Here is a 16,994-nt window from a genome sequence, read left to right on the forward strand (position 1 = left end):
CAGGGAAACGCCCGGTCCCATTCCGAACCCGGAAGCTAAGCCTGCTAACGCTGATGGTACTGCAACCGGGAGGTTGTGGGAGAGTAAGAAACCGCCGACATTAAACAACAACAAACAACTCAATACACAACAAAGAGAGACCGTTGAAGCATTTCTACCGCTTCAACGGTCCCTTTGTGGTTTTCGCACCTAGCCTGTAAGTACCGACCACCTGGTGGGCATTGTCAAGCGCAAAATAGTCATGATCAGCACGGAGCATGAATGCACTTCCGCGTCTGCACTTGAAATGCTGTCCTGCATCGCGCTGGTCGATGTAGTATCATGCGGCATCGCCAATCAGGCAGCCACAACCGCGAGTATGGAAGCGCAGAACCGGTTTCCTGGCGCCACATCACTCCACAATGGAAAGGGCGATGCTTTTCGGCACTGCTCGTGGAATGCCCTGATGACGATGAGATTCGGTGCAGATGCAGCTGAACGCATTGCTACTAGCCACGAAACTGTCGCTCAGGGGCCAGCGGATGAGACCAGCATGGACCTGTATAACAATGCCCAAGGTCGATTTCTTGGATTTGCTTTCGCAATTAGTGGCGACGAAGCTTCTGCTCTGAACCAGTGCGCCCTCTGGGCTAGAATTGGACTGCTATCTACACTTTCCTAGGATAGGCACGAGAAGGCGGTTATGTTAATGAGACGCATGATGGCGCGGATAGGGTTCACTAGTATTGTCTCCCTATTACTCTCCTCTTGTAGTTTTGATGACCCATTGGCTTCTCATCTCGCGTCCCTAGGACGATCGGGACATGCAATCCCCGTTACTGAGTCCATCACACTGGAGGAACTCTACGGACCAGAGTGGACTGAGTTTTCGCTCGTGTGCCCATACACTCCGTATCAAACAGTCAAAGAAACACTTATGGCTGATGATCCCCCTGTTCCAGAACACGGCTTCTCCGATCACGAAAACTTCCTCTTTCTTAGAGGAAAGGGCGACAGCGAACAATGGGTGAGGTTCTCTCGACAGGCTCTCGATCTGTGTTCTCCATCAAGTCCGTCTTCTTTAATCATGGAGTCAACGACAGTTGCTCTCACTTTTTCTCTGGATAATCCGGGTAGTGCTTGGATTCTAACCGGCTTGAACAAGTAGTCATATGGGCTCGCTGCTCCTGGGCAGTATCGGGAACACTCAGATTGGGGTCAGCGTGCACGCGACGACCGATGCAGCATCCTGTTTAATAAAGCACTTATAGAAAATATTTTCTAGTGATTGCGCATGCGCGTCCACCACTAAGGAAAGACTGGTGCCCATGAAACCAATCAATGATCTACTCGCTACTCACGGTGTGCCTGTTTATGATCCTGACGATGCAACCTTAAGTAGTGGCGAGCACGCCCAGGCGATCATCGTCGCGGCCTTGAACGAACGAGCAGTGGGATCGTCTTGATGGTGGCCAGCAACGGAGCATCGTGAACGCTCTGGACGCGTCTACCGCTGCGGCTGAAGAGGCCGAAAAGTGGGCGAGGGATCGCCTTCGCCCTGCCGAATAATCCCGGTTATTTTAACCCGCTCACTGATGTTTCGGTGAGCGGGTTTTGCTGGCGCGGGTACTCGCTAGCGCTCCCACCCTTGCCCTGACATAACCCCGGCTGCGGCCGCCGTTATGAAGGGCCGAGGGCTAGCTTTGTAGGAAGGGCTCTTCAATCGACGCTATCGCTCAAGGATCAACCTGGGACTCAACCGATCAATCCGAGTCCTTCTGCACTCGATGCCGCCATGTAGACTCCCACAATTGCCGCGATCCACAGCAACGTCACTTTCGCTTCATACTCCAGCCGACGGATGGCGCGCTCCAGACGGGGAAATATAGCCGGCCCTGCTGCGCCTGCAATGACAGCCATAAGAGTTGCCGGAAGGACCATGATGATGCAGTACCCCGCAATAAGCGCGACCTTGCCGCTAAACCCGAAAGGCATAGACTGGATAATTCCCATTGCGCCTAGGTAGGGCAACATCGTCGCAGCCTCGACAACGGCAGCGCCTAGCGCAAGCCCTACCATGCCGGACGCGCTCAGTGACGCGCCTTGTGCAAGGCGGGAGGCGCGACTCTTCGGTACTTCGGGGCCGGCGGTCTGCGTGGCCGCGGGCTTTTTGGGGTTTGGCGAGAATACACCGAAGATGAAAAGCCCCGCGCCCAGAACAAGCGTCACCCACCGGAACCAATCAGTCTCGCTTACGCCAGAAAGTCTCGATACTGCAGCATCGAACCCTAATAGAAGCGCAATGCCAAGGCCGCAGTAGGCCGTGGCGATCGTAGCGAGATAGGTGCCCAATAGGCCTAAACGTACTCGTCGCCAGATAACAATCAGGGCGATAGGAATGACAAGGGTACCTGCACTCAAACTATCTACGAGTGCAAGGCCGGCAAGGGGAAGGAAGTCTGACATGGAATTCTCCAGTAGTCGGGTGTTCGAGGGGAGGTTGACCTTAGCTTCGCGAAGGGCCCTAATCCCGATTAATACGTTCGTATTAATCATGCGGTTGGTACGATTGTATGAGGCGCATTGCGCGAGTGCAACTACACTCATGAATGGCTCATCGCAAATGAGCTACGCAAGATTGGAGCTCCATGTCCGTTGATCGCAACACACCCATCACCGGCACCGCCGCAGTGATCGCTGATGCTGCCATTCGAGTGATGGTCAGCCAGGGCCTCGATGCCCTGAGCGTGCGCAATGTCGCCACTGAGGCTGGCGTCGCACCTGGGACTGTCCAGTACCAGATGGGTAAACGGGACGACATCATCGCGAAAGCTTTTGTCAGGTCGTTGCAGCGCCAGGAGTCGCGGGCCCTTACACAAACCGATGCGACGGATTTTCACGCGGCCTTCCAGGGGCGCCTTGCTGAACTTTTGCCAGTTGGACCTGTCCAGCGCGAAGATTCCGCTGTGTGGGTCATAGTGGGAGCTGCTGCCTCGACGCGCGAATGGTTGGCTGACTTATACGACGCCGAGGTGACGAAGTTTCGGGCGCGGGTGTCTGAAGGTCTCGAAGCAGCGCAACGCTTCGGAAAGCTGGCCCGAGGGCTGTCGCCTGAGCAAGGTGCTCGTCTTGTCACTGCACTGGTCAACGGGCTGACGATCGACTACCTCAATGCTCCTGTGGACTCGGCGAAGCAGTTGTTGGCAGACCTTGCTTCGGGACTCGCGCTGATTGTGGAACCAGGTTCTCCTAAAGACTAGGACGGTACTAGGGCTGGAGGTACAGCATGCCCCTTCATGCCCAGGAAGTCCTCCAACCCATGTCAGTGCGGAGGCACTGTGCCAGTCCCCGGCGAGTGGATGTCAATCGACGGGTGGGAGTACGAGTATCTCGCAAACGGCATCCATGTGTCCGGCGTGCCTGGATGCTTCGGCCAGTAGATGGGACAACACCCAGTCGACAGTGGGGTGCCTGCCGTCCTCGTCAGCTTGGGATGCAGGCTCTCCCGGTGGATACGTTGCAAGCAAAGACAAGGCATCCTCCCACTCCTGTTGAAGGGCATCGACGAAGAGCTCGACCGTGACATCGGGATCCGCGTTCCAGTCTTCATGTGGAGAGTCATCAGTCCACGGGACCGGAAGATCAGCGCCTACCACGACATTTGCGATCCAAAACCGGATGGCGTACCGCTGATGGTTCAGAAGCCCCGCAACAGTCCAGCGACTACGAAGGGGAACATGTGTCACGCCTGAGCAATCTACCTGAACGGCCATGTCTTTTCAGGGTTGCCTTTCGCAAGAACTTGGAGGAAAACGCAGGGTGGTGCAATGTAGGGGCTGAGCAGGCATGTGCAGGAGCCTGCATTCTTAGGACTCTGCAGTTAGGCGGCGTACGGCTTCCCGTATCACCTCGGGGCGCTTGCAAAAGGCGAAGCGTACCTTGTACTTCCACGGCTCGGGATTGTCCGTGAAGGCCGCCAGCGGGATGGCAGCCACGCCCTTCGTTTCGGGCAGCTGCATGCAGAAATCGATGCCGTTTAAACCGGTAGAGGAGACATCGGCAACCACGTAGTAGGTGCCGCCGGTGTCATGGACGTGGAACCCTAACTGTTCAAGACCATCCACCAGGATGGTGCGGCATTCTGCAAGTTCAGACACCATGGCGTCCAACCACTGCCGTTCATTACGCAGGGCATGGGCCACGGCGGGCTGGAATGGCGTGGTGGAGACGAAGGTGGTGAATTGCTTCGCTTTGATGACGCCGTCGAGAAGCGTGGGTTCTGCGATAGCCCAGCCGGTCTTCCACCCAGTGCAGTTGAAGGATTTGGCGGCAGAGGAAACCGTGACCGTGCGCGAGGCCATCCCTGGCAGGGAAGCGATGCTGACGTGTTCGGTGCCGAAGGTGAGGTTTTCGTAGACCTCGTCAGCCAACACGAGGAGGTTCTTCTCCACGCATAGCTCGGCGAGTTCGGTGAGCGCCTCGCGGGAGAAGACCGAGCCGGTCGGGTTGTGCGGGGTGTTGATGATGACCATGGCGGTTTTATCGGTCACGGCTGCACGCACCGCATCGACGTCGATATCCCAGCTGTTGCCGGATTCCTTCAAGGGGACGGGGATGCGGGTGGCGTCGGCAAGCGCGATGGCAGCGGCGTAGGCATCGTAGTAGGGCTCAAGGACAATGACCTCGTGGCCGGGCTCCACCAGACCGAGCACCGTGGCTGTAATCGCTTCGGTAGCACCCGCGGTGACCACGACGTGGTCCTGAGGGACGGAGTGGGTTTCGGCGATGGCGCTGAGCAGCTCCGGAACGCCGCGCAGGGGAGCGTACTGATTGTTACCGCCGGCGATGTTCTCCTGGGCAATCTCCAGCATGCGCTGCGGGCCGTCGGTATCGGGGAAACCCTGGCCCAGGTTCACCGCGTCATTCTCCACGGCAAGCGCGGTCATGGTGGCGAAGATGGTCTCGCCGAATTCTTCAAGCCTGTGAACAGTCATTTAGAGCACCAGCAGATCGTATTTCGTAGCTTTCACATCGGTTAGACGCTTGCGGGCGCGCTCGAGGCGCTGCCACTGATCCTCTGGAATGGACTTGCGGGCAATCGTCACTGTCTCCGCGTCCGGGGTGCCCCAGGCAATCGGCATCGGGGTGATCTGTTGCCAGTGTTCTTTATCGCTGCTGCTGCGCTGGCCGGAGACCGCGGCCACCGGAACCTTGGTTCCCACGGTGCGCTTAATGCCCGGGATATTGGTGACTGTGCGCAAGCACGCGCCCCACCGCGGCGGTGCCTTCGGGTCAACATTGGTGTTCACCAAGGCCATGAGGACTATGTCGCGCTCATTGACCTCCGCGACGACCGCGGGGGCAAGCGGATAGGAGTCGTAGAGCTCCTGGGCCGAGCCAACCTTGCGCGAAGCCAAGACACCGATGACGGCGCAAAAGATGCCAAAGAGTGCCATGCCTACCGCCAGCGTGATGCGCCAGACGGCCTCCATGCCGAAGTAGACGGCAATCGCAGCGATTATAAGCACGAGGCCCATGACGAGGCCGGAGTTGCGCAGGCGCGAGGAATCACGGAGGAGCTCGTTGTTCTTCTTGGCAAAGTCTTCGTTGACTGCAAACTTGAAAATCTTCATCAGCTCACAAGTCTACTTCGTCCACCAGCCGGTAGGCATAACCTTGCTCGGCCAAAAAGCGCTGGCGGTGCATGGCGTATTCCGCATCGATCGATTCGCGCGCCACCAGAGTGTAGAAGGTGGCTTCCTGGCCATCCTTCTTAGGACGCAGCAGGCGGCCCAAACGCTGGGCCTCCTCCTGGCGGGAGCCGAAGGTACCGGAGACTTGGATGGCCAGGGCAGCCTCGGGAAGGTCGATGGAGAAGTTCGCGACCTTGGACACCACGAGCGTGGCGAGCTCACCTTCGCGGAACTGCTGGAAAAGCTTCTCACGTTTGGAGGTGGAGGTCTTGCCGTCGATAACCGGTGCGTCTAGGTGCTCACCGAGCTCCTCCAGCTGGTCCACGTAGGCGCCGATGATGAGGGCCTGCTGACCTTCATGTTTCTTCAGCAGCTTGTCGACGGCCCGCAGCTTCGCGCTTGCCGAAGCCGCAATCCTGTACCTCTCCCGCGCCTGTGCCGTGGCATAGAGCAGGCGTTCCTCCTGCGTCATGTCGACGCGCACCTCGACGCAGTCCGCGGTGGCGATATAGCCGGCGGATTCCAGCTCCTTCCACGGCGCGTCGTAGCGCTTGGGCCCGATGAGCGAGAAGACATCGCCCTCGCGGCCGTCCTCGCGGATCAACGTGGCGGTCAGCCCTAGGCGGCGGCGTGATTGGAGGTCGGAGGTCATGCGGAAGACCGGGGCGGGCAAGAGGTGGACTTCGTCGTAGATGATAAGGCCCCAGTCGTGGGAATCGAAGAGCTCGAGTGCCCGGTATTCACCTTTGGTCTTGCGGGTGACCACTTGGTAGGTGGCGATGGTAATCGGCTTGATTTCCTTCTTCTCACCCGAGTACTCACCAATTTCCTCCGGCGTGAGGCTGGTGCGGCGCAGCAGCTCATCGCGCCACTGGCGCCCGGCCACGGTGTTGGTCACGAGGATAAGCGTGGTGGCCTGTGCTTTGGCCATGGCGGCAGCACCCACGATGGTTTTGCCCGCGCCACAGGGCAGGACCACAATGCCGGAGCCACCGGACCAAAAAGAATCGGCGGCATACTGCTGATAATCGCGTAAGCTCCAGTCCACTTCCTTTGTGCTCAGCGCGATGGGGTGGGATTCACCATCGACGTAGCCGGCGCGGTCATCGGCGGGCCAGCTGGCCTTGAGCAGCTCCTGTTTGAGCCGCCCGCGCGCGGAAGGCGGCACGGCGATGGTGTTGTCATCAATGCGCGGGCCCAGAAGTTCGCTGACCTTCTTGGTGCGCGTGAGTTCCTCCAGGACGACAGGCTCGTCCGATTCGAGGATGAGGCCGTGGGCCGGATGTGCCAGCAGGCGCACGCGGCCGTAGCGCGACATGGTTTCGGCGACGTCGATCAGCAGCGCCTGCGGCACCGGGAAGCGGGAGTAGTTCTCCAGAACATCGACGACCTGCTCGGCATCGTGCCCGGCGGCGCGCGCATTCCACAGGGCCAGTGGGGTGATTCGGTAGGTGTGGATGTGCTCGGGCGCGCGCTCCAGCTCAGCAAAAGGCGCGAGCGCTGCGCGGGCCTCGTCGGCCTGCGGGTGATCCACCTCGAGGAGGACGGTCTTGTCCGATTGGACGATGAGCGGTCCGGGCATATCTGGGGCCTTTCTACTCTGTGCGTCAGGGAAGGACTTAATCTCTGTCGGCGAAGCGGACGGAGGAAATGCGGTGAACCGGAAAGCGCACGGGTTTGCCCGCTGTCCCCAGGGCATCAATGTAGCCGCCTTCGACCGACAGTGGTTTTACAGTCACGGTGCGGATTTCGCCGCTTTTATCGGCATAAGAAATCACGATATCGGCGTGGAAACGCGCGGCGGCGCGGGCGAGCGTGAGGGGATCCGGCTCCTCTTCCTTCTGCGCGCTGGGATTCTGTGCTGATTGCCGCAGGACCTGCACGGCTTCATCCACCGAGGCGGGCTCGCGCTTGCGGGGCTTTGTGCGGGGCGTGGGCAAAAGGTAAGGCTCGGGGGCGACGGCCAGGGAGGCGCCGGATTCATCCTCCGCAGTGGGGGAGAGGCCCTTAGCGCGCAGTTTTTCCAGAAGCTCGTCCACGCGCAGTTGCGATACCGCCACGGTGGGCGCGAGCAGGCGCAGGCCGGGGACTGAGGCAGCGGCGAGCTCTAAGAGTGCGGGATCCTCACTGCGCAAATAGGACAGTGCAGGTCCACTGCGGAGGGTTCCATGGCGCTTGGCGACGTCCCCGATGGCAAACCCCAACGCCTGTGGCACGCCCGTCGGGGAGTGCGCTTCCAAGAAGTCGGTCATTTCCTGCGCGGTGAGCCCCTGGTCCATGCCGCGGCGGATGGTGGCCTCGCTGATGCGGTACACGCTGGCCAGGCCTGGGGATTCGAGGTCCGCCAGGGATGCCAGGGTGCGGTGTGTGTCTGGCTCAAGGGGGCCGGGTACGAGGACCGTGAGGTCCTGCTGGATGATAAATTCGCTGACCGTTTCGGGAACGAGGCTGGTGGCCGCGGCAGAATCACCCAGCACGCGCGTGGCCTTGCCCAGTGCTATGGCACCGATCCATTCGGCTTCGGCGCGCAGCTTCTCAATGGTCACCGTGCGCGTGTGGCTGGCAAAAAGTGGGGAGCGAAACCGCAGGTCTTCCCAGAACTCTTCGTCGTTCAGCGCGACTGCGGAGTGTGCATAGACGCCGAGGACGAAGGCTCGAAAGCGCGGCAGACGGCGCACGAGGCTGTCCTCCGCGAGCACTCGGGAGTCGGTCCAGCTGGCCCAGGGGGAGGTACGCCAGGCGTCGAGAAGAATGCGCCACTTCTCCCCGAGATTAGCCTCGAGCCAGTCCTGGGAGCCAGTGGTAGCTGCGAGGAAATGCCCCTCCAAGCCATCCGGTTCGCCGCGGTGGAGAAGCCTAGCGTGGTGGCCCAAGCAGATAAGTCGCGCGACCTCTTCCTTATCCATGTCGAGGTCCTTGGCCAGTTGGTTGAGGGGACGAACGCCCACCGAAGAGTCCTTCAGCAGGGAAATTGGATGGCTTCCGAGTAACTCGATGAGCCTTTCCATGCCGCGCACGGCTTCCAGGCCTGCCGCCGCGCCGGCGTCATCCGCCTTGGTATCCGGATCCGGTGTGCCGGCGCGCCCCGAAGGGGTGGTGGGAATGGGCGGGGTGGTGTCACCAGCCAACAGGCGGGCCAGTGAGTGCGGAAGGCGCACCGAGTGCGCGTTGATGCGCTCCAGAAAACCTTTGGCCAGCAGGCGCTTGGCGGGATCCTCGGAATTGATGTCCGGCTCGGTGTCGGTGGTGTAGCCCATGCCGTCGCTAGTGCTTAAGGCATCGAGGACTCGGCGCTCTTCGGGAGCAAGCGTGGCTAGGTCCTTCTCATCGAACTCGACTTGGTTGCGCAGCGACCATCCGGTGGGAAGCGAGCCCATGACGGCGGTGACGATGCGCACCTGCGGGGCATCGCCGAAGACTAAGCCGCGCTCCTTGAGCTGCTTCGTGATTGTCGGGTTGGTGTCCTCCACCATGCCGACCTCGCCGCCGCGGTGGGCGATGTCCTCCAAAGCAGCTAGCTGTTCGGCATTGCTTGCTGCTAAGGCATCCGCGACGTGCATCGGAAGTGTCAGGCGCGTGGCAAGCGCGTCGAAATCCTTTGGTGCTGGCGAGAGGACATCGCTGCGGTTGCTCAGTAAGGCGCGCAAGTCCTCATCGGGTAAGCGGCTGAGCCAGTCGCGGTAGCTCTCAGTGACGCGGGCGCGGTTGGAGGGGGTGGTCATAATGGCGATCAAGCTTAGTACTTAGTAGGTGGGGGAGGCATGGGGCCCTCGTTGGGTCAATAAGTTACTTTTTGCCGCGGGGTTTGGAATAATAAGGAGCATGTCGAACGAGAACAAAGGCTTCGTATCCCCGGCTTGGCCGAAGAACAGCCCCCGCGAGCACGCAATTACTGAACTCACTGCACCTTTTGCTGGTGCTTCCAGCCCGTACGGTGACGACCTGATTCTGCCGATGCCGACAGAAAAGCTCAACTACGTTCACCCGTACACCCGCATTAACCACTAATCGGCTGCGCGGATAACCGCGCATGCTCTTAGTGGTGGGGCCGCGCTGTGCGCGGCTCGCCCAGCCCCTCCGAGAATGTTCTCCTCGGTGGGGCTATGTGTGTTTGTGTTAGATTCTTGCATCCCGTCTTGAGGATGTCTTTGGGGCTAGGCGGAGCAGTTCCGCTGGAGCCTTAGAAGAAATGAAAGTAGGGGCCGGCTGGAGAAATCCAGCCGGCCCCTACTTTCTTATGTACTTAAAGCTGTGCTTCTACGGCGCCGTGCTAGCACAGCGCGCTAATTAGCGTGCAGCCAGAACCTGTGCCAGCGGGTCGATGACGTGGCGGTTAGCGGAGTAGAAGGCGTTGAAGTCGTGGCGGTTAGCCTTGTACTGCTCGGTGAAGGAGGCCGGGATGGTCAGGCCGTACTGGGTAGCGGTGTCCTCGATGAGGGTGTAGAGGGCGTCAACAGCCAGCTCGTCGGTGGGCTCCTCGGCAGCTTCCTGGACAACCTTCGGTGCCTCAGCCGGTGCCTGCGGTGCGGTCTCTTCCTTTACCTGAGTAGCGGCCGGCGCCGGGGCAGCGTTCACGTTGCGCGGGGTCGGTGCGGAGTTTAGGCCCAGGCTAGCGGAGCAAGCCGGCCATGCGCCCCAGCCCTGCTGTGCCAGGGTGCGCTCAGCAACAGCGATCTGCTGCTCGCGGGTGGCCAGGTTAGCGGTCGGGGCGAACTCGCCGCCACCGAAGGCCTGCCAGGTCTGTGCGCTAAACTGCAGACCGCCGTGGTAGCCGTTGCCGGTGTTGATGGCCCAGTTGCCGCCGGACTCGCACTGAGCGAGGCGGTCCCAATCGGAATCCGGTGCGGCGGCAGCGTTCGGAGCCATGATGGCTGCGGCGGCGCCGACGGCAACGGTGGAAGCGGCAAACTTGGTGGCGATGGACTTGTTCTTAGCGGAGTGGCGTCCCATTAAAGTATTCCTTCTCTAGGTTGTTCTTGCTTTCTCGCGCCCAGATGATGCCCAGTCCGGCATGTAGTTTTGCAATTGATGTTCACGTTCATGCACATCATGTATGGCCGCCGTGTGGAAGCCCGGACTGTGTCTGGGGCGAGACTTCCACGGCCGGCGGCCGAAGTGCCTGTGGGAAAGAGTAGCGGTTTATAACGAATCAGTCACGTTAAATGGCTCAAAACGGTAACGGAAGCGGGGATTCCCCTACGTTTCCCCTGTTCGCGACGGTAATGTTAGCTATGTCACACTTGTAACGGGTGTGGTGGTTGGGGCGATACTTATTTCTGGTTTCTTTGGTGGGGTGCGTGGAGGTTAAGATGTATCTCTTTATAAGTTCCACGGATAGTTCCTCCGCGCGGCAGCTTAAGTCTCAACCACGCTTCGCCGCGCCTCCTTACCCCAGAAGACCGGAGCCTATCGGCAGGCACGTGATACGGCCTAAGCTTTGGGAGAGGAGAGACGGAAAGAAAGTGAGTGAAGAACCATGCCTATCGGCAAAGTGAAGTGGTATGACGCGGACAAGGGCTTCGGCTTTGTCAGCAACCCCGGCGATGAAGACGTCTATGTTGGCCGAAACGTGCTGCCCAAGGGCGTCGATGAGCTGTATCCAGGCCAGCGCATCGAGTTCGACTTCGCAGCGGGCCGTCGCGGCCCGCAGGCCCTGCGCGTGAAGGTCCTTGATGCTCCGCGCCGCCGCACCCCGGCCCGCAAGCCGGAGGAGCTATCGAGCATGCTTTCCGACGTCATGACGCTCCTCGAAACCCAAGTGCAGCCGGTGCTCAGCCAGGGCCGCTACCCGGAGCGCAAGACTGGCCGCCAGGTGGCGGAGATTCTGCGTGCTATTGCAAAGGACTTGGATAGCTAGGGCCTAAAGTTTTTAGGCCGATGGCTCGAAAGTGCCCTAGCTGACGAAAGTTAGGCTGATTTTTCAATGATCAGCCGTAAGTTTGGCAGCTAGGGCACTTTTGCGATCGTGGGGCAGGGGGCGCGGCTACTTGTCCGCGGGGGCCTCGGCGTCGCCCGTGGCCTTGGATTCCTTGAGCTCTTCGTCGGTCATGGTGGATAGCGACCACACCGTGTGCATCGGTGTCTCCTCACCATTGGCATCGTGGCCAATCATGAGGGTGGAGATTTCCACCACCATTAGCTGCGGGCGCTCGCCGGTGGAAGCCTCAATCGGCGGGACAGAGCCGGGGATCTCCAGCGAGGTGGTTTCGTTGGCGCCGTGCGCAGTGCTGTCGTTGGCGGCCGGGTCATCGTAAATGGAGAGCACCGACCACTCGTGGTTATAGATGGCGTCGGGGATCTCCAGCTTCAGGGTGTCATCGGGGCCCACCGTGAGGTTGGGAACCTCGCCCTCTTCGCAGTCGGCGCCCGGCTCGCAGACGCTATAGGGCGCGACCTCAATCGTTTCACCGCCCACCGTGGCCGTGATGGTGACGTCCTGCGGGTCGGGGCCCGGGCGATCATTCCACCACTTCTGAAACATCACCACCGCAACGACGATGACTGCCACGGCGATAATGAGCGCCAGAAACTGCAGCAGTGATTTCTTCCTTGCTTGCTTCACGGTAGCCATGGCTGAAAATCCTACTCGAAGCGCACCCTGTACAGCTCATCCCAGAGCTTGCCGGTGATCCAGAACTCGTCGGTGCCCGGGATATGGGCGATTCCGTTGAGTACGGCATTGGGATCCGCAGAAGGGACATGATTGAGGTTCGCGGTGTCAATCACCGCGGTGACCACGCCGGACGCGGGGTCGATGCGCAGGATATCCTCGCTCATCCAGACATTGGCATAGACCACACCATCGACGCACTCGAGTTCGTTGAGGTTATCCACCGGCGAGCCGTCGAGGGTGACCTCGGTGCGCGGGCCGCGCTCCTCAAAAGTCTGTGGGTCCAGGTGTCGCAGCATCGCGGAGCCATCGGACATGATGAGTTCGGAACCCGCGTTGCACAGGCCCCAGCCCTCGCCGTCGTAATGAGCGCGCTGTAGTTCTTCAAAGGTGGTGGAGTCCCGCAGGAAGGCAGTGCCGGCTTTCCACGTCAGCTGCCAGATACCGGCATCGGTCTGAGTGATGCCCTCGCCGAAGAAGGAGTCCTCGAGAGCGACTTCCTCCGACGGGGTCGCTGCGCCCGGGGTTAGGCGCATCAATCGGGACTTGCCGTTGAGCCCAGTGCCGATGAGCAGGTGACCGTCAGGGTCGACTTCCAGGCCTTGGGTAAAGGTATCGGGCGGCAGGGGCGCGGTGTCCAGGACGGTGACGCCGAGGCGCTCTGGGGTGCGTGCACTTGGCGACGTCCCATCGCTGCCCGCCGCTGTCGTCGTAGATGAGGATGCGTGCTCGTCTGCAGCTTGGGAGGAACAGGAGGCCAGCGGTGCGAGCAGCACGGCGGCGGATAAAGCTGTGGCGAGCGCGCGGGAGGCGCGGGGGAAGTGCGGGAAAGCCATGACTGTCATTGTGCATGATGCTCGGGCGTGTGATTAATAATGGGAGGGTGACTCGCAAGAAAAAGATGCATTCCCCGCTTCTCGATTCGACGGCTGTCGACCTGGCGCGCCGAGCCGTGGAGGAGGTAGGTGAGGGGGACGTCGGTAAGCACCGCGGCGTTGCCGGTGTGGGCCGCAACGTGGCCACCCACCGTTTTGAGGCCCACGTTCCGGGATATCCGGGATGGGAGTGGCATGCCGTCGTCGCCTGCGCCGAAGGATCGCGCACGCCGACCGTGAACGAGGTTGCACTCGTCCCCGGCGGCCAAGCTCTCCAAGCCCCGGAGTGGGTGCCCTATTCCGAGCGCCTGCGCCCGGGGGACTTGGGTCCGGGTGACCTCATGCCGCCGGCGCCTGACGATGACAGGCTGGATGATGGGAAACTCTCCGAGGCTGGCCTCAAGGAGGCCAAGGAGCGCTGGCGCACGAAGTACGGGCCGAATACGGAGATGGCGGCGCAGGCCCAACTGCAGTGCAAAACCTGTGCGTTCTACCTCGAACTGCTGCCCAATTTCGGCGTCTGTGCCAATGAATACTCGGCGGATGGAAAAGTGGTGCACGCCACCTACGGGTGCGGCGCGCATTCCGGCACGACCGTCCGTGAAGAGGGATCGGAGCAGGAAAGGCCCTTCGACGATGAGAGGCCTATCTATTAAAGAGTGTGGTTTTCTTCCCGCGCGCAGCAGCGTTGCCGCGTGCGGGTTTTGCGTTTTAGTGCCCCAATGGAGCACCCTTAGCAGGTAAAACTTCATTTCTCTAGATAGAAGGGGCGCTCTCTCACGATGAACGCAGCTATCGATCGCTATTTCAAAATCACCGAACGCGGATCCACCATTGGAACCGAAGTCCGCGCCGGTGTGGTCTCGTTCTTCGCGATGGCCTACATCATTCTCCTCAACCCTCTCATCCTGGGTACCTCCGCTGACTCGGCCGGAACCACCCTCGGAATCCCACAAGTCGCCGCCGCAACCGCCTTGGTGGCCGGTGTCATGACCATCGCCTTCGGCGTGATCGCCCGCTACCCGTTCGCCATGGCCGCGGGCCTGGGCATGAACACCTTCGTGGCCGTGACCATGGTCTCCCTCAACGGCCTGGAATGGCGCGAGGCCATGGGCCTGGTTGTCATTGAAGGTTTCATCATCGTCCTGCTGGCCATCTCCGGTTTCCGCCAGGCCGTCTTCGACGCCATCCCCGCCTCCATGAAGGCCGCGATGGGCGTGGGTATCGGTATGTTCATTGCCCTCATTGGTTTCGTGGACGGGCACTTCGTCACCCGCGTCCCGGATGCCGCGATGACCACCGTCCCGGTGAGCCTGGGTGTGAACGGCTCTATTGCTACGTGGCCGGCCTTCGTCTTCGTCGTGGGTCTGATTCTCTCCGCCTTCTTTGTCATTCGCCAGGTGCGCGGTGGCCTGTTCATCGGCATCGTCATCACCACCATCATCGCCATGATTATTCAGGCCTTTACCGGCTCCGAGGATTGGGGTATGGCCACCCCGGAAGTGCCTAGCTCCCTGGGCGGTCTGCCGGACCTGTCGATTGTGGGCCAGGTCGATCCCATCAGCGCCTTCACCAAGCTGGGCGTGGTCTCCACCGTGCTGCTGATCTTCACCCTCTTGCTCACCAACTTCTTCGACGCCATGGGCACCATGAACGGCCTAGGCAAACAGGCCAACCTTGTGGACGAGAAAGGCAACCTTCCGGAGATGAAGACCGCCCTGGTCGTCGAAGGCTTTGGCGCCGTAGCTGGTGGTGCGGGTTCGGTGTCCTCCAACACCGTGTTCGCGGACTCGGCGGCTGGTATCGGTGACGGTGCCCGCACCGGCTTTGCCAACGTTGTGACCGGCGTGATCTTCTTGCTGGCCATGTTCCTCACCCCGCTCTACGAGATCGTGCCGATCGAGGCAGCAGCCCCCGTCCTCGTCATCGTCGGTGTGATGATGGCAGCCCAGCTTAAGGACATCGAGTGGAACCGCATGGAGGAGGCCATCCCGGCCTTCCTCACCATCGTGGTCATGCCATTCACCTACTCCATCGCCAACGGTATTGGCGTGGGCTTCATCGCCTATGCACTGATGGCCACCTTTGCTGGTAGGGCCAAGAAGGTGCACTGGATCATGTGGCTCGTGGCGGCCCTCTTCGTGGTTTACTTCGCTATGGAACCCATCAGCTCGCTGTTGGCATAGCCCGGCTAAGGGGAGCAGCTGGCCCTGCGCCTAGACTAGGGCCCATGCGTTTTGTCATCGATGACCCCACAGACCCTCGCCTGGACGATATCCGCGATCTCAAGCACGCGGATAAGTCCGGCGAGGGTTTCGTCTTTGGTGAGGGCCCACTGTGCGTCGAGCGCTTGCTGGCCTCCCGCTTCCCGGTGCGCTGCATCATCGGCTTTGAGGCGAAGCTCGACACCTTCCTGGCGAACCACGATGTCGGGGATATCCCCGTCTACCAAGTAACCCGCCAGACTCTGGGGGAAGTCACGGGCTTCGATATGCACCGCGGGCTGGTTGCTGCGGCCGACCGCGCGGAAGCTTGGACTGTGGACGAGGTCCTCGAAGGTGCTCGCACCCTGGCCATCATGGAAGGCGTGGGGGATCACGAGAACATCGGCTCGCTCTTCCGCAATGCTGCAGGCATGGATGTTGACGGCATATTGCTCGGCTCAGGCGCCGCGGACCCGCTCTACCGGCGCTCGGTGCGCGTGTCCATGGGGCACGTTCTGCGCTTGCCCTGGGCGCGTTTCGACGGCGGTTTTACCACCTGGCAGCGCGGGTTGGAGAAGCTGCGCGAGCAGGGCTTCCGGCTGGTGTCGCTTACCCCGCATCCGGATGCCGTGCACATTGCTGATGCGTTAGAGGGCGCGGACAAGGTAGCGCTGTTGGTCGGTGCGGAGGGGCCAGGTTTGACCGAGCACGCCATGCGCGCTACCGACGTGCGCGCCCGCATCCCCATGGCGGAGGGCACGGATTCCCTTAATGTGGCGACGTCGGCGGCCATCGCCTTCTACGAGCGCCAGCGCTCCCAGAGGTTCCGCGAGGTCGATACCGCGTAGCGCCGCACCAAGCCGCCGAGGTGCTTGGCCGTGCGGATGATCTCCTCACCGGTGGATTCCGGCTCGAGGTCGTACTCTTCGTAGTCGTCATAGTCATTGAGCCCCAGCTTCGACACTGAGGTGGTGGCTACCTCGGCCACGCTGCGGCGCGGCAGGGGAGTATCGACCTTGGGCTCGGGGCGCCCATCGGTGGCATAGCCTACGACGTCCACGTCAGGGCCGTCCGCGCCGACCTCGATGCCCAACCAGAATTCCTGGGCCGCCTCGGTGATGTTGAGCGGCTCAAAGGGAAGGGAAATCCCACCCACCGGCTCATCCATCTCCCCGGCCCAGAAAGGGGCCTCGAAGGTTTCGGGCAGACCATGGTCCTCGTAGAGGTTAAAACGCGTCCCGCACAGCGACCGGCGCAGGCGGCTGCCCGTCCAGTGGGCGAACCCGGCATAGCCGGTCTCCGGATTGGAGGCGAAGGCGTAGATTTCTGTGGCAGGCACGGCCTCGCGCAAGGTGCGGGACAGCTGGGAGAGAGTCAGCTGATCATCGTGGATGATGGTTTGCACCACGGTCACACCGGGATAGCCGCCCACATAGAACTCGCTCGCGCCGGGCTCGGCGGAACGGTTGAGGGGGAATTGCCCGATGGGAGTCACCGGCAGTGCGGGATTGAGCTGAGCGAGGAACTTGCGGCCGAAGCCGCGGTCGGCCTTGGGCTCGCCGCGGAGGACCTCGGCGGGGTCGGCGGCGGTGACGTACCAGAGAGTGAGAACGGCGCTTTGTGTATCCACGGC

18 protein-coding genes and 1 rRNA gene are annotated in these 16,994 nt (G+C 61.0%); 9 read left to right on the forward strand and 10 right to left on the reverse strand.

What is annotated here, in order from left to right; translation table 11 throughout:
• The 3 genes from rrf to RDN59_RS04700 all read left to right on the forward strand — a co-directional run.
• Window positions 1-100: ribosomal RNA gene (rrf, locus tag RDN59_RS04690) — 5S ribosomal RNA — on the forward strand; the annotation flags it as partial.
• A 114-nt stretch (window positions 101-214) separates the two neighbouring features.
• Complete coding sequence (locus tag RDN59_RS04695; protein ID WP_308606835.1) at window positions 215-661, forward strand: hypothetical protein; 447 nt, start codon at window positions 215-217, stop codon at window positions 659-661.
• Between the two features lie 255 nt (window positions 662-916).
• Window positions 917-1,147, forward strand: coding sequence for a hypothetical protein (locus RDN59_RS04700; protein ID WP_210386024.1), 231 nt, complete (start codon window positions 917-919; stop codon window positions 1,145-1,147).
• 587 nt (window positions 1,148-1,734) lie between these two features.
• On the opposite strand, the gene RDN59_RS04705 is transcribed toward RDN59_RS04700, so the two are convergent.
• Window positions 1,735-2,535: a GAP family protein gene (locus RDN59_RS04705; protein ID WP_308606837.1), complete on the reverse strand. Its 801-nt coding sequence runs from the start codon at window positions 2,533-2,535 to the stop codon at window positions 1,735-1,737.
• Between the two features lie 92 nt (window positions 2,536-2,627).
• Here RDN59_RS04705 and RDN59_RS04710 point away from each other — a divergent pair, with 92 nt between their 5' ends.
• Window positions 2,628-3,239, forward strand: a complete 612-nt coding sequence (locus RDN59_RS04710) for a TetR/AcrR family transcriptional regulator (protein WP_175974686.1) — start codon at window positions 2,628-2,630, stop codon at window positions 3,237-3,239.
• Window positions 3,240-3,341: 102 nt separating this feature from the next.
• Here RDN59_RS04710 and RDN59_RS12285 read toward each other — a convergent pair whose 3' ends face one another.
• The 5 genes from RDN59_RS12285 to RDN59_RS04730 all read right to left on the reverse strand — a co-directional run bounded on the left by RDN59_RS12285 (window position 3,342) and on the right by RDN59_RS04730 (window position 9,394).
• Window positions 3,342-3,752 carry a DUF664 domain-containing protein gene (locus tag RDN59_RS12285; protein ID WP_374044588.1) on the reverse strand — a complete coding sequence of 137 codons (411 nt, stop codon included), beginning with the start codon at window positions 3,750-3,752 and terminating at the stop codon, window positions 3,342-3,344.
• A gap of 93 nt (window positions 3,753-3,845) precedes the next feature.
• Entirely contained in the window at window positions 3,846-4,973 is a 1,128-nt protein-coding gene (locus RDN59_RS04715) for an aminotransferase class I/II-fold pyridoxal phosphate-dependent enzyme (RefSeq protein WP_308606838.1), read from the reverse strand.
• A complete protein-coding gene (locus RDN59_RS04720) occupies window positions 4,974-5,612 on the reverse strand; it encodes a DUF3239 domain-containing protein (RefSeq protein ID WP_175974680.1) in 639 nt (212 codons plus the stop codon).
• 4 nt (window positions 5,613-5,616) lie between these two features.
• A complete protein-coding gene (locus RDN59_RS04725) occupies window positions 5,617-7,254 on the reverse strand; it encodes a DNA repair helicase XPB (protein ID WP_175974678.1) in 1,638 nt (545 codons plus the stop codon).
• Window positions 7,255-7,291: 37 nt separating this feature from the next.
• Window positions 7,292-9,394: a helicase-associated domain-containing protein gene (locus RDN59_RS04730; RefSeq protein WP_308606839.1), complete on the reverse strand. Its 2,103-nt coding sequence runs from the start codon at window positions 9,392-9,394 to the stop codon at window positions 7,292-7,294.
• 100 nt (window positions 9,395-9,494) lie between these two features.
• Here RDN59_RS04730 and RDN59_RS04735 point away from each other — a divergent pair, with 100 nt between their 5' ends.
• Complete coding sequence (locus RDN59_RS04735) at window positions 9,495-9,680, forward strand: hypothetical protein (RefSeq protein ID WP_308606840.1); 186 nt, start codon at window positions 9,495-9,497, stop codon at window positions 9,678-9,680.
• Between the two features lie 279 nt (window positions 9,681-9,959).
• On the opposite strand, the gene RDN59_RS04740 is transcribed toward RDN59_RS04735, so the two are convergent.
• The gene (locus tag RDN59_RS04740) at window positions 9,960-10,622 is read right to left on the reverse strand and encodes a resuscitation-promoting factor Rpf1 domain-containing protein (protein ID WP_175974661.1); all 663 of its coding nucleotides are present in this window, start codon (window positions 10,620-10,622) and stop codon (window positions 9,960-9,962) included.
• Between the two features lie 526 nt (window positions 10,623-11,148).
• On the opposite strand from RDN59_RS04740, the gene RDN59_RS04745 reads away from it, so the two are divergent.
• Window positions 11,149-11,529, forward strand: coding sequence for a cold-shock protein (locus tag RDN59_RS04745; RefSeq protein WP_158382014.1), 381 nt, complete (start codon window positions 11,149-11,151; stop codon window positions 11,527-11,529).
• A 126-nt stretch (window positions 11,530-11,655) separates the two neighbouring features.
• Here the strand turns inward: RDN59_RS04745 and RDN59_RS04750 are convergent, their stop codons facing one another.
• Both RDN59_RS04750 and RDN59_RS04755 read right to left on the reverse strand, forming a co-directional pair.
• The gene (locus tag RDN59_RS04750; protein WP_175974659.1) at window positions 11,656-12,243 is read right to left on the reverse strand and encodes a DUF2771 domain-containing protein; all 588 of its coding nucleotides are present in this window, start codon (window positions 12,241-12,243) and stop codon (window positions 11,656-11,658) included.
• A gap of 11 nt (window positions 12,244-12,254) precedes the next feature.
• On the reverse strand, window positions 12,255-13,127 hold the full coding sequence (locus tag RDN59_RS04755; RefSeq protein ID WP_308606841.1) for a glutaminyl-peptide cyclotransferase: 873 nt from the start codon (window positions 13,125-13,127) through the stop codon (window positions 12,255-12,257).
• A gap of 56 nt (window positions 13,128-13,183) precedes the next feature.
• On the opposite strand from RDN59_RS04755, the gene RDN59_RS04760 reads away from it, so the two are divergent.
• From RDN59_RS04760 to RDN59_RS04770, 3 genes are all read left to right on the forward strand, one after another.
• Window positions 13,184-13,813, forward strand: a complete 630-nt coding sequence (locus RDN59_RS04760) for a DUF3027 domain-containing protein (protein WP_175974729.1) — start codon at window positions 13,184-13,186, stop codon at window positions 13,811-13,813.
• 126 nt (window positions 13,814-13,939) lie between these two features.
• Complete coding sequence (locus tag RDN59_RS04765) at window positions 13,940-15,343, forward strand: NCS2 family permease (RefSeq protein WP_308606842.1); 1,404 nt, start codon at window positions 13,940-13,942, stop codon at window positions 15,341-15,343.
• A gap of 44 nt (window positions 15,344-15,387) precedes the next feature.
• Complete coding sequence (locus tag RDN59_RS04770) at window positions 15,388-16,209, forward strand: RNA methyltransferase (protein ID WP_046647294.1); 822 nt, start codon at window positions 15,388-15,390, stop codon at window positions 16,207-16,209.
• Here RDN59_RS04770 and RDN59_RS04775 read toward each other — a convergent pair.
• Window positions 16,161-16,991 carry a hypothetical protein gene (locus RDN59_RS04775; protein ID WP_175974651.1) on the reverse strand — a complete coding sequence of 277 codons (831 nt, stop codon included), beginning with the start codon at window positions 16,989-16,991 and terminating at the stop codon, window positions 16,161-16,163. The two genes, RDN59_RS04770 and RDN59_RS04775, sit on opposite strands and share 49 nt — an antisense overlap.
• Between the last annotated feature and the right edge of the window lie 3 nt (window positions 16,992-16,994).

The organism is uncultured Corynebacterium sp., assembly GCF_902489365.1.
Lineage (GTDB): Bacteria > Actinomycetota > Actinomycetes > Mycobacteriales > Mycobacteriaceae > Corynebacterium.

Coding starts and splice junctions, on each gene's coding strand:
- RDN59_RS04740 (WP_175974661.1), bottom strand. CDS start 10,622: ATGGGACGCCACTCCGCTAAGAACAAGTCCATCGCCACCAAGTTTGCC.
- RDN59_RS12285 (WP_374044588.1), bottom strand. CDS start 3,752: ATGGCCGTTCAGGTAGATTGCTCAGGCGTGACACATGTTCCCCTTCGT.
- RDN59_RS04725 (WP_175974678.1), bottom strand. CDS start 7,254: ATGCCCGGACCGCTCATCGTCCAATCGGACAAGACCGTCCTCCTCGAG.
- RDN59_RS04720 (WP_175974680.1), bottom strand. CDS start 5,612: ATGAAGATTTTCAAGTTTGCAGTCAACGAAGACTTTGCCAAGAAGAAC.
- RDN59_RS04735 (WP_308606840.1), top strand. CDS start 9,495: ATGTCGAACGAGAACAAAGGCTTCGTATCCCCGGCTTGGCCGAAGAAC.
- RDN59_RS04715 (WP_308606838.1), bottom strand. CDS start 4,973: ATGACTGTTCACAGGCTTGAAGAATTCGGCGAGACCATCTTCGCCACC.
- RDN59_RS04700 (WP_210386024.1), top strand. CDS start 917: ATGGCTGATGATCCCCCTGTTCCAGAACACGGCTTCTCCGATCACGAA.
- RDN59_RS04755 (WP_308606841.1), bottom strand. CDS start 13,127: ATGACAGTCATGGCTTTCCCGCACTTCCCCCGCGCCTCCCGCGCGCTC.
- RDN59_RS04770 (WP_046647294.1), top strand. CDS start 15,388: ATGCGTTTTGTCATCGATGACCCCACAGACCCTCGCCTGGACGATATC.
- RDN59_RS04765 (WP_308606842.1), top strand. CDS start 13,940: ATGAACGCAGCTATCGATCGCTATTTCAAAATCACCGAACGCGGATCC.
- RDN59_RS04705 (WP_308606837.1), bottom strand. CDS start 2,535: ATGATTAATACGAACGTATTAATCGGGATTAGGGCCCTTCGCGAAGCT.
- RDN59_RS04730 (WP_308606839.1), bottom strand. CDS start 9,394: ATGACCACCCCCTCCAACCGCGCCCGCGTCACTGAGAGCTACCGCGAC.
- RDN59_RS04745 (WP_158382014.1), top strand. CDS start 11,149: ATGCCTATCGGCAAAGTGAAGTGGTATGACGCGGACAAGGGCTTCGGC.
- RDN59_RS04750 (WP_175974659.1), bottom strand. CDS start 12,243: ATGGCTACCGTGAAGCAAGCAAGGAAGAAATCACTGCTGCAGTTTCTG.
- RDN59_RS04710 (WP_175974686.1), top strand. CDS start 2,628: ATGTCCGTTGATCGCAACACACCCATCACCGGCACCGCCGCAGTGATC.
- RDN59_RS04760 (WP_175974729.1), top strand. CDS start 13,184: ATGCATTCCCCGCTTCTCGATTCGACGGCTGTCGACCTGGCGCGCCGA.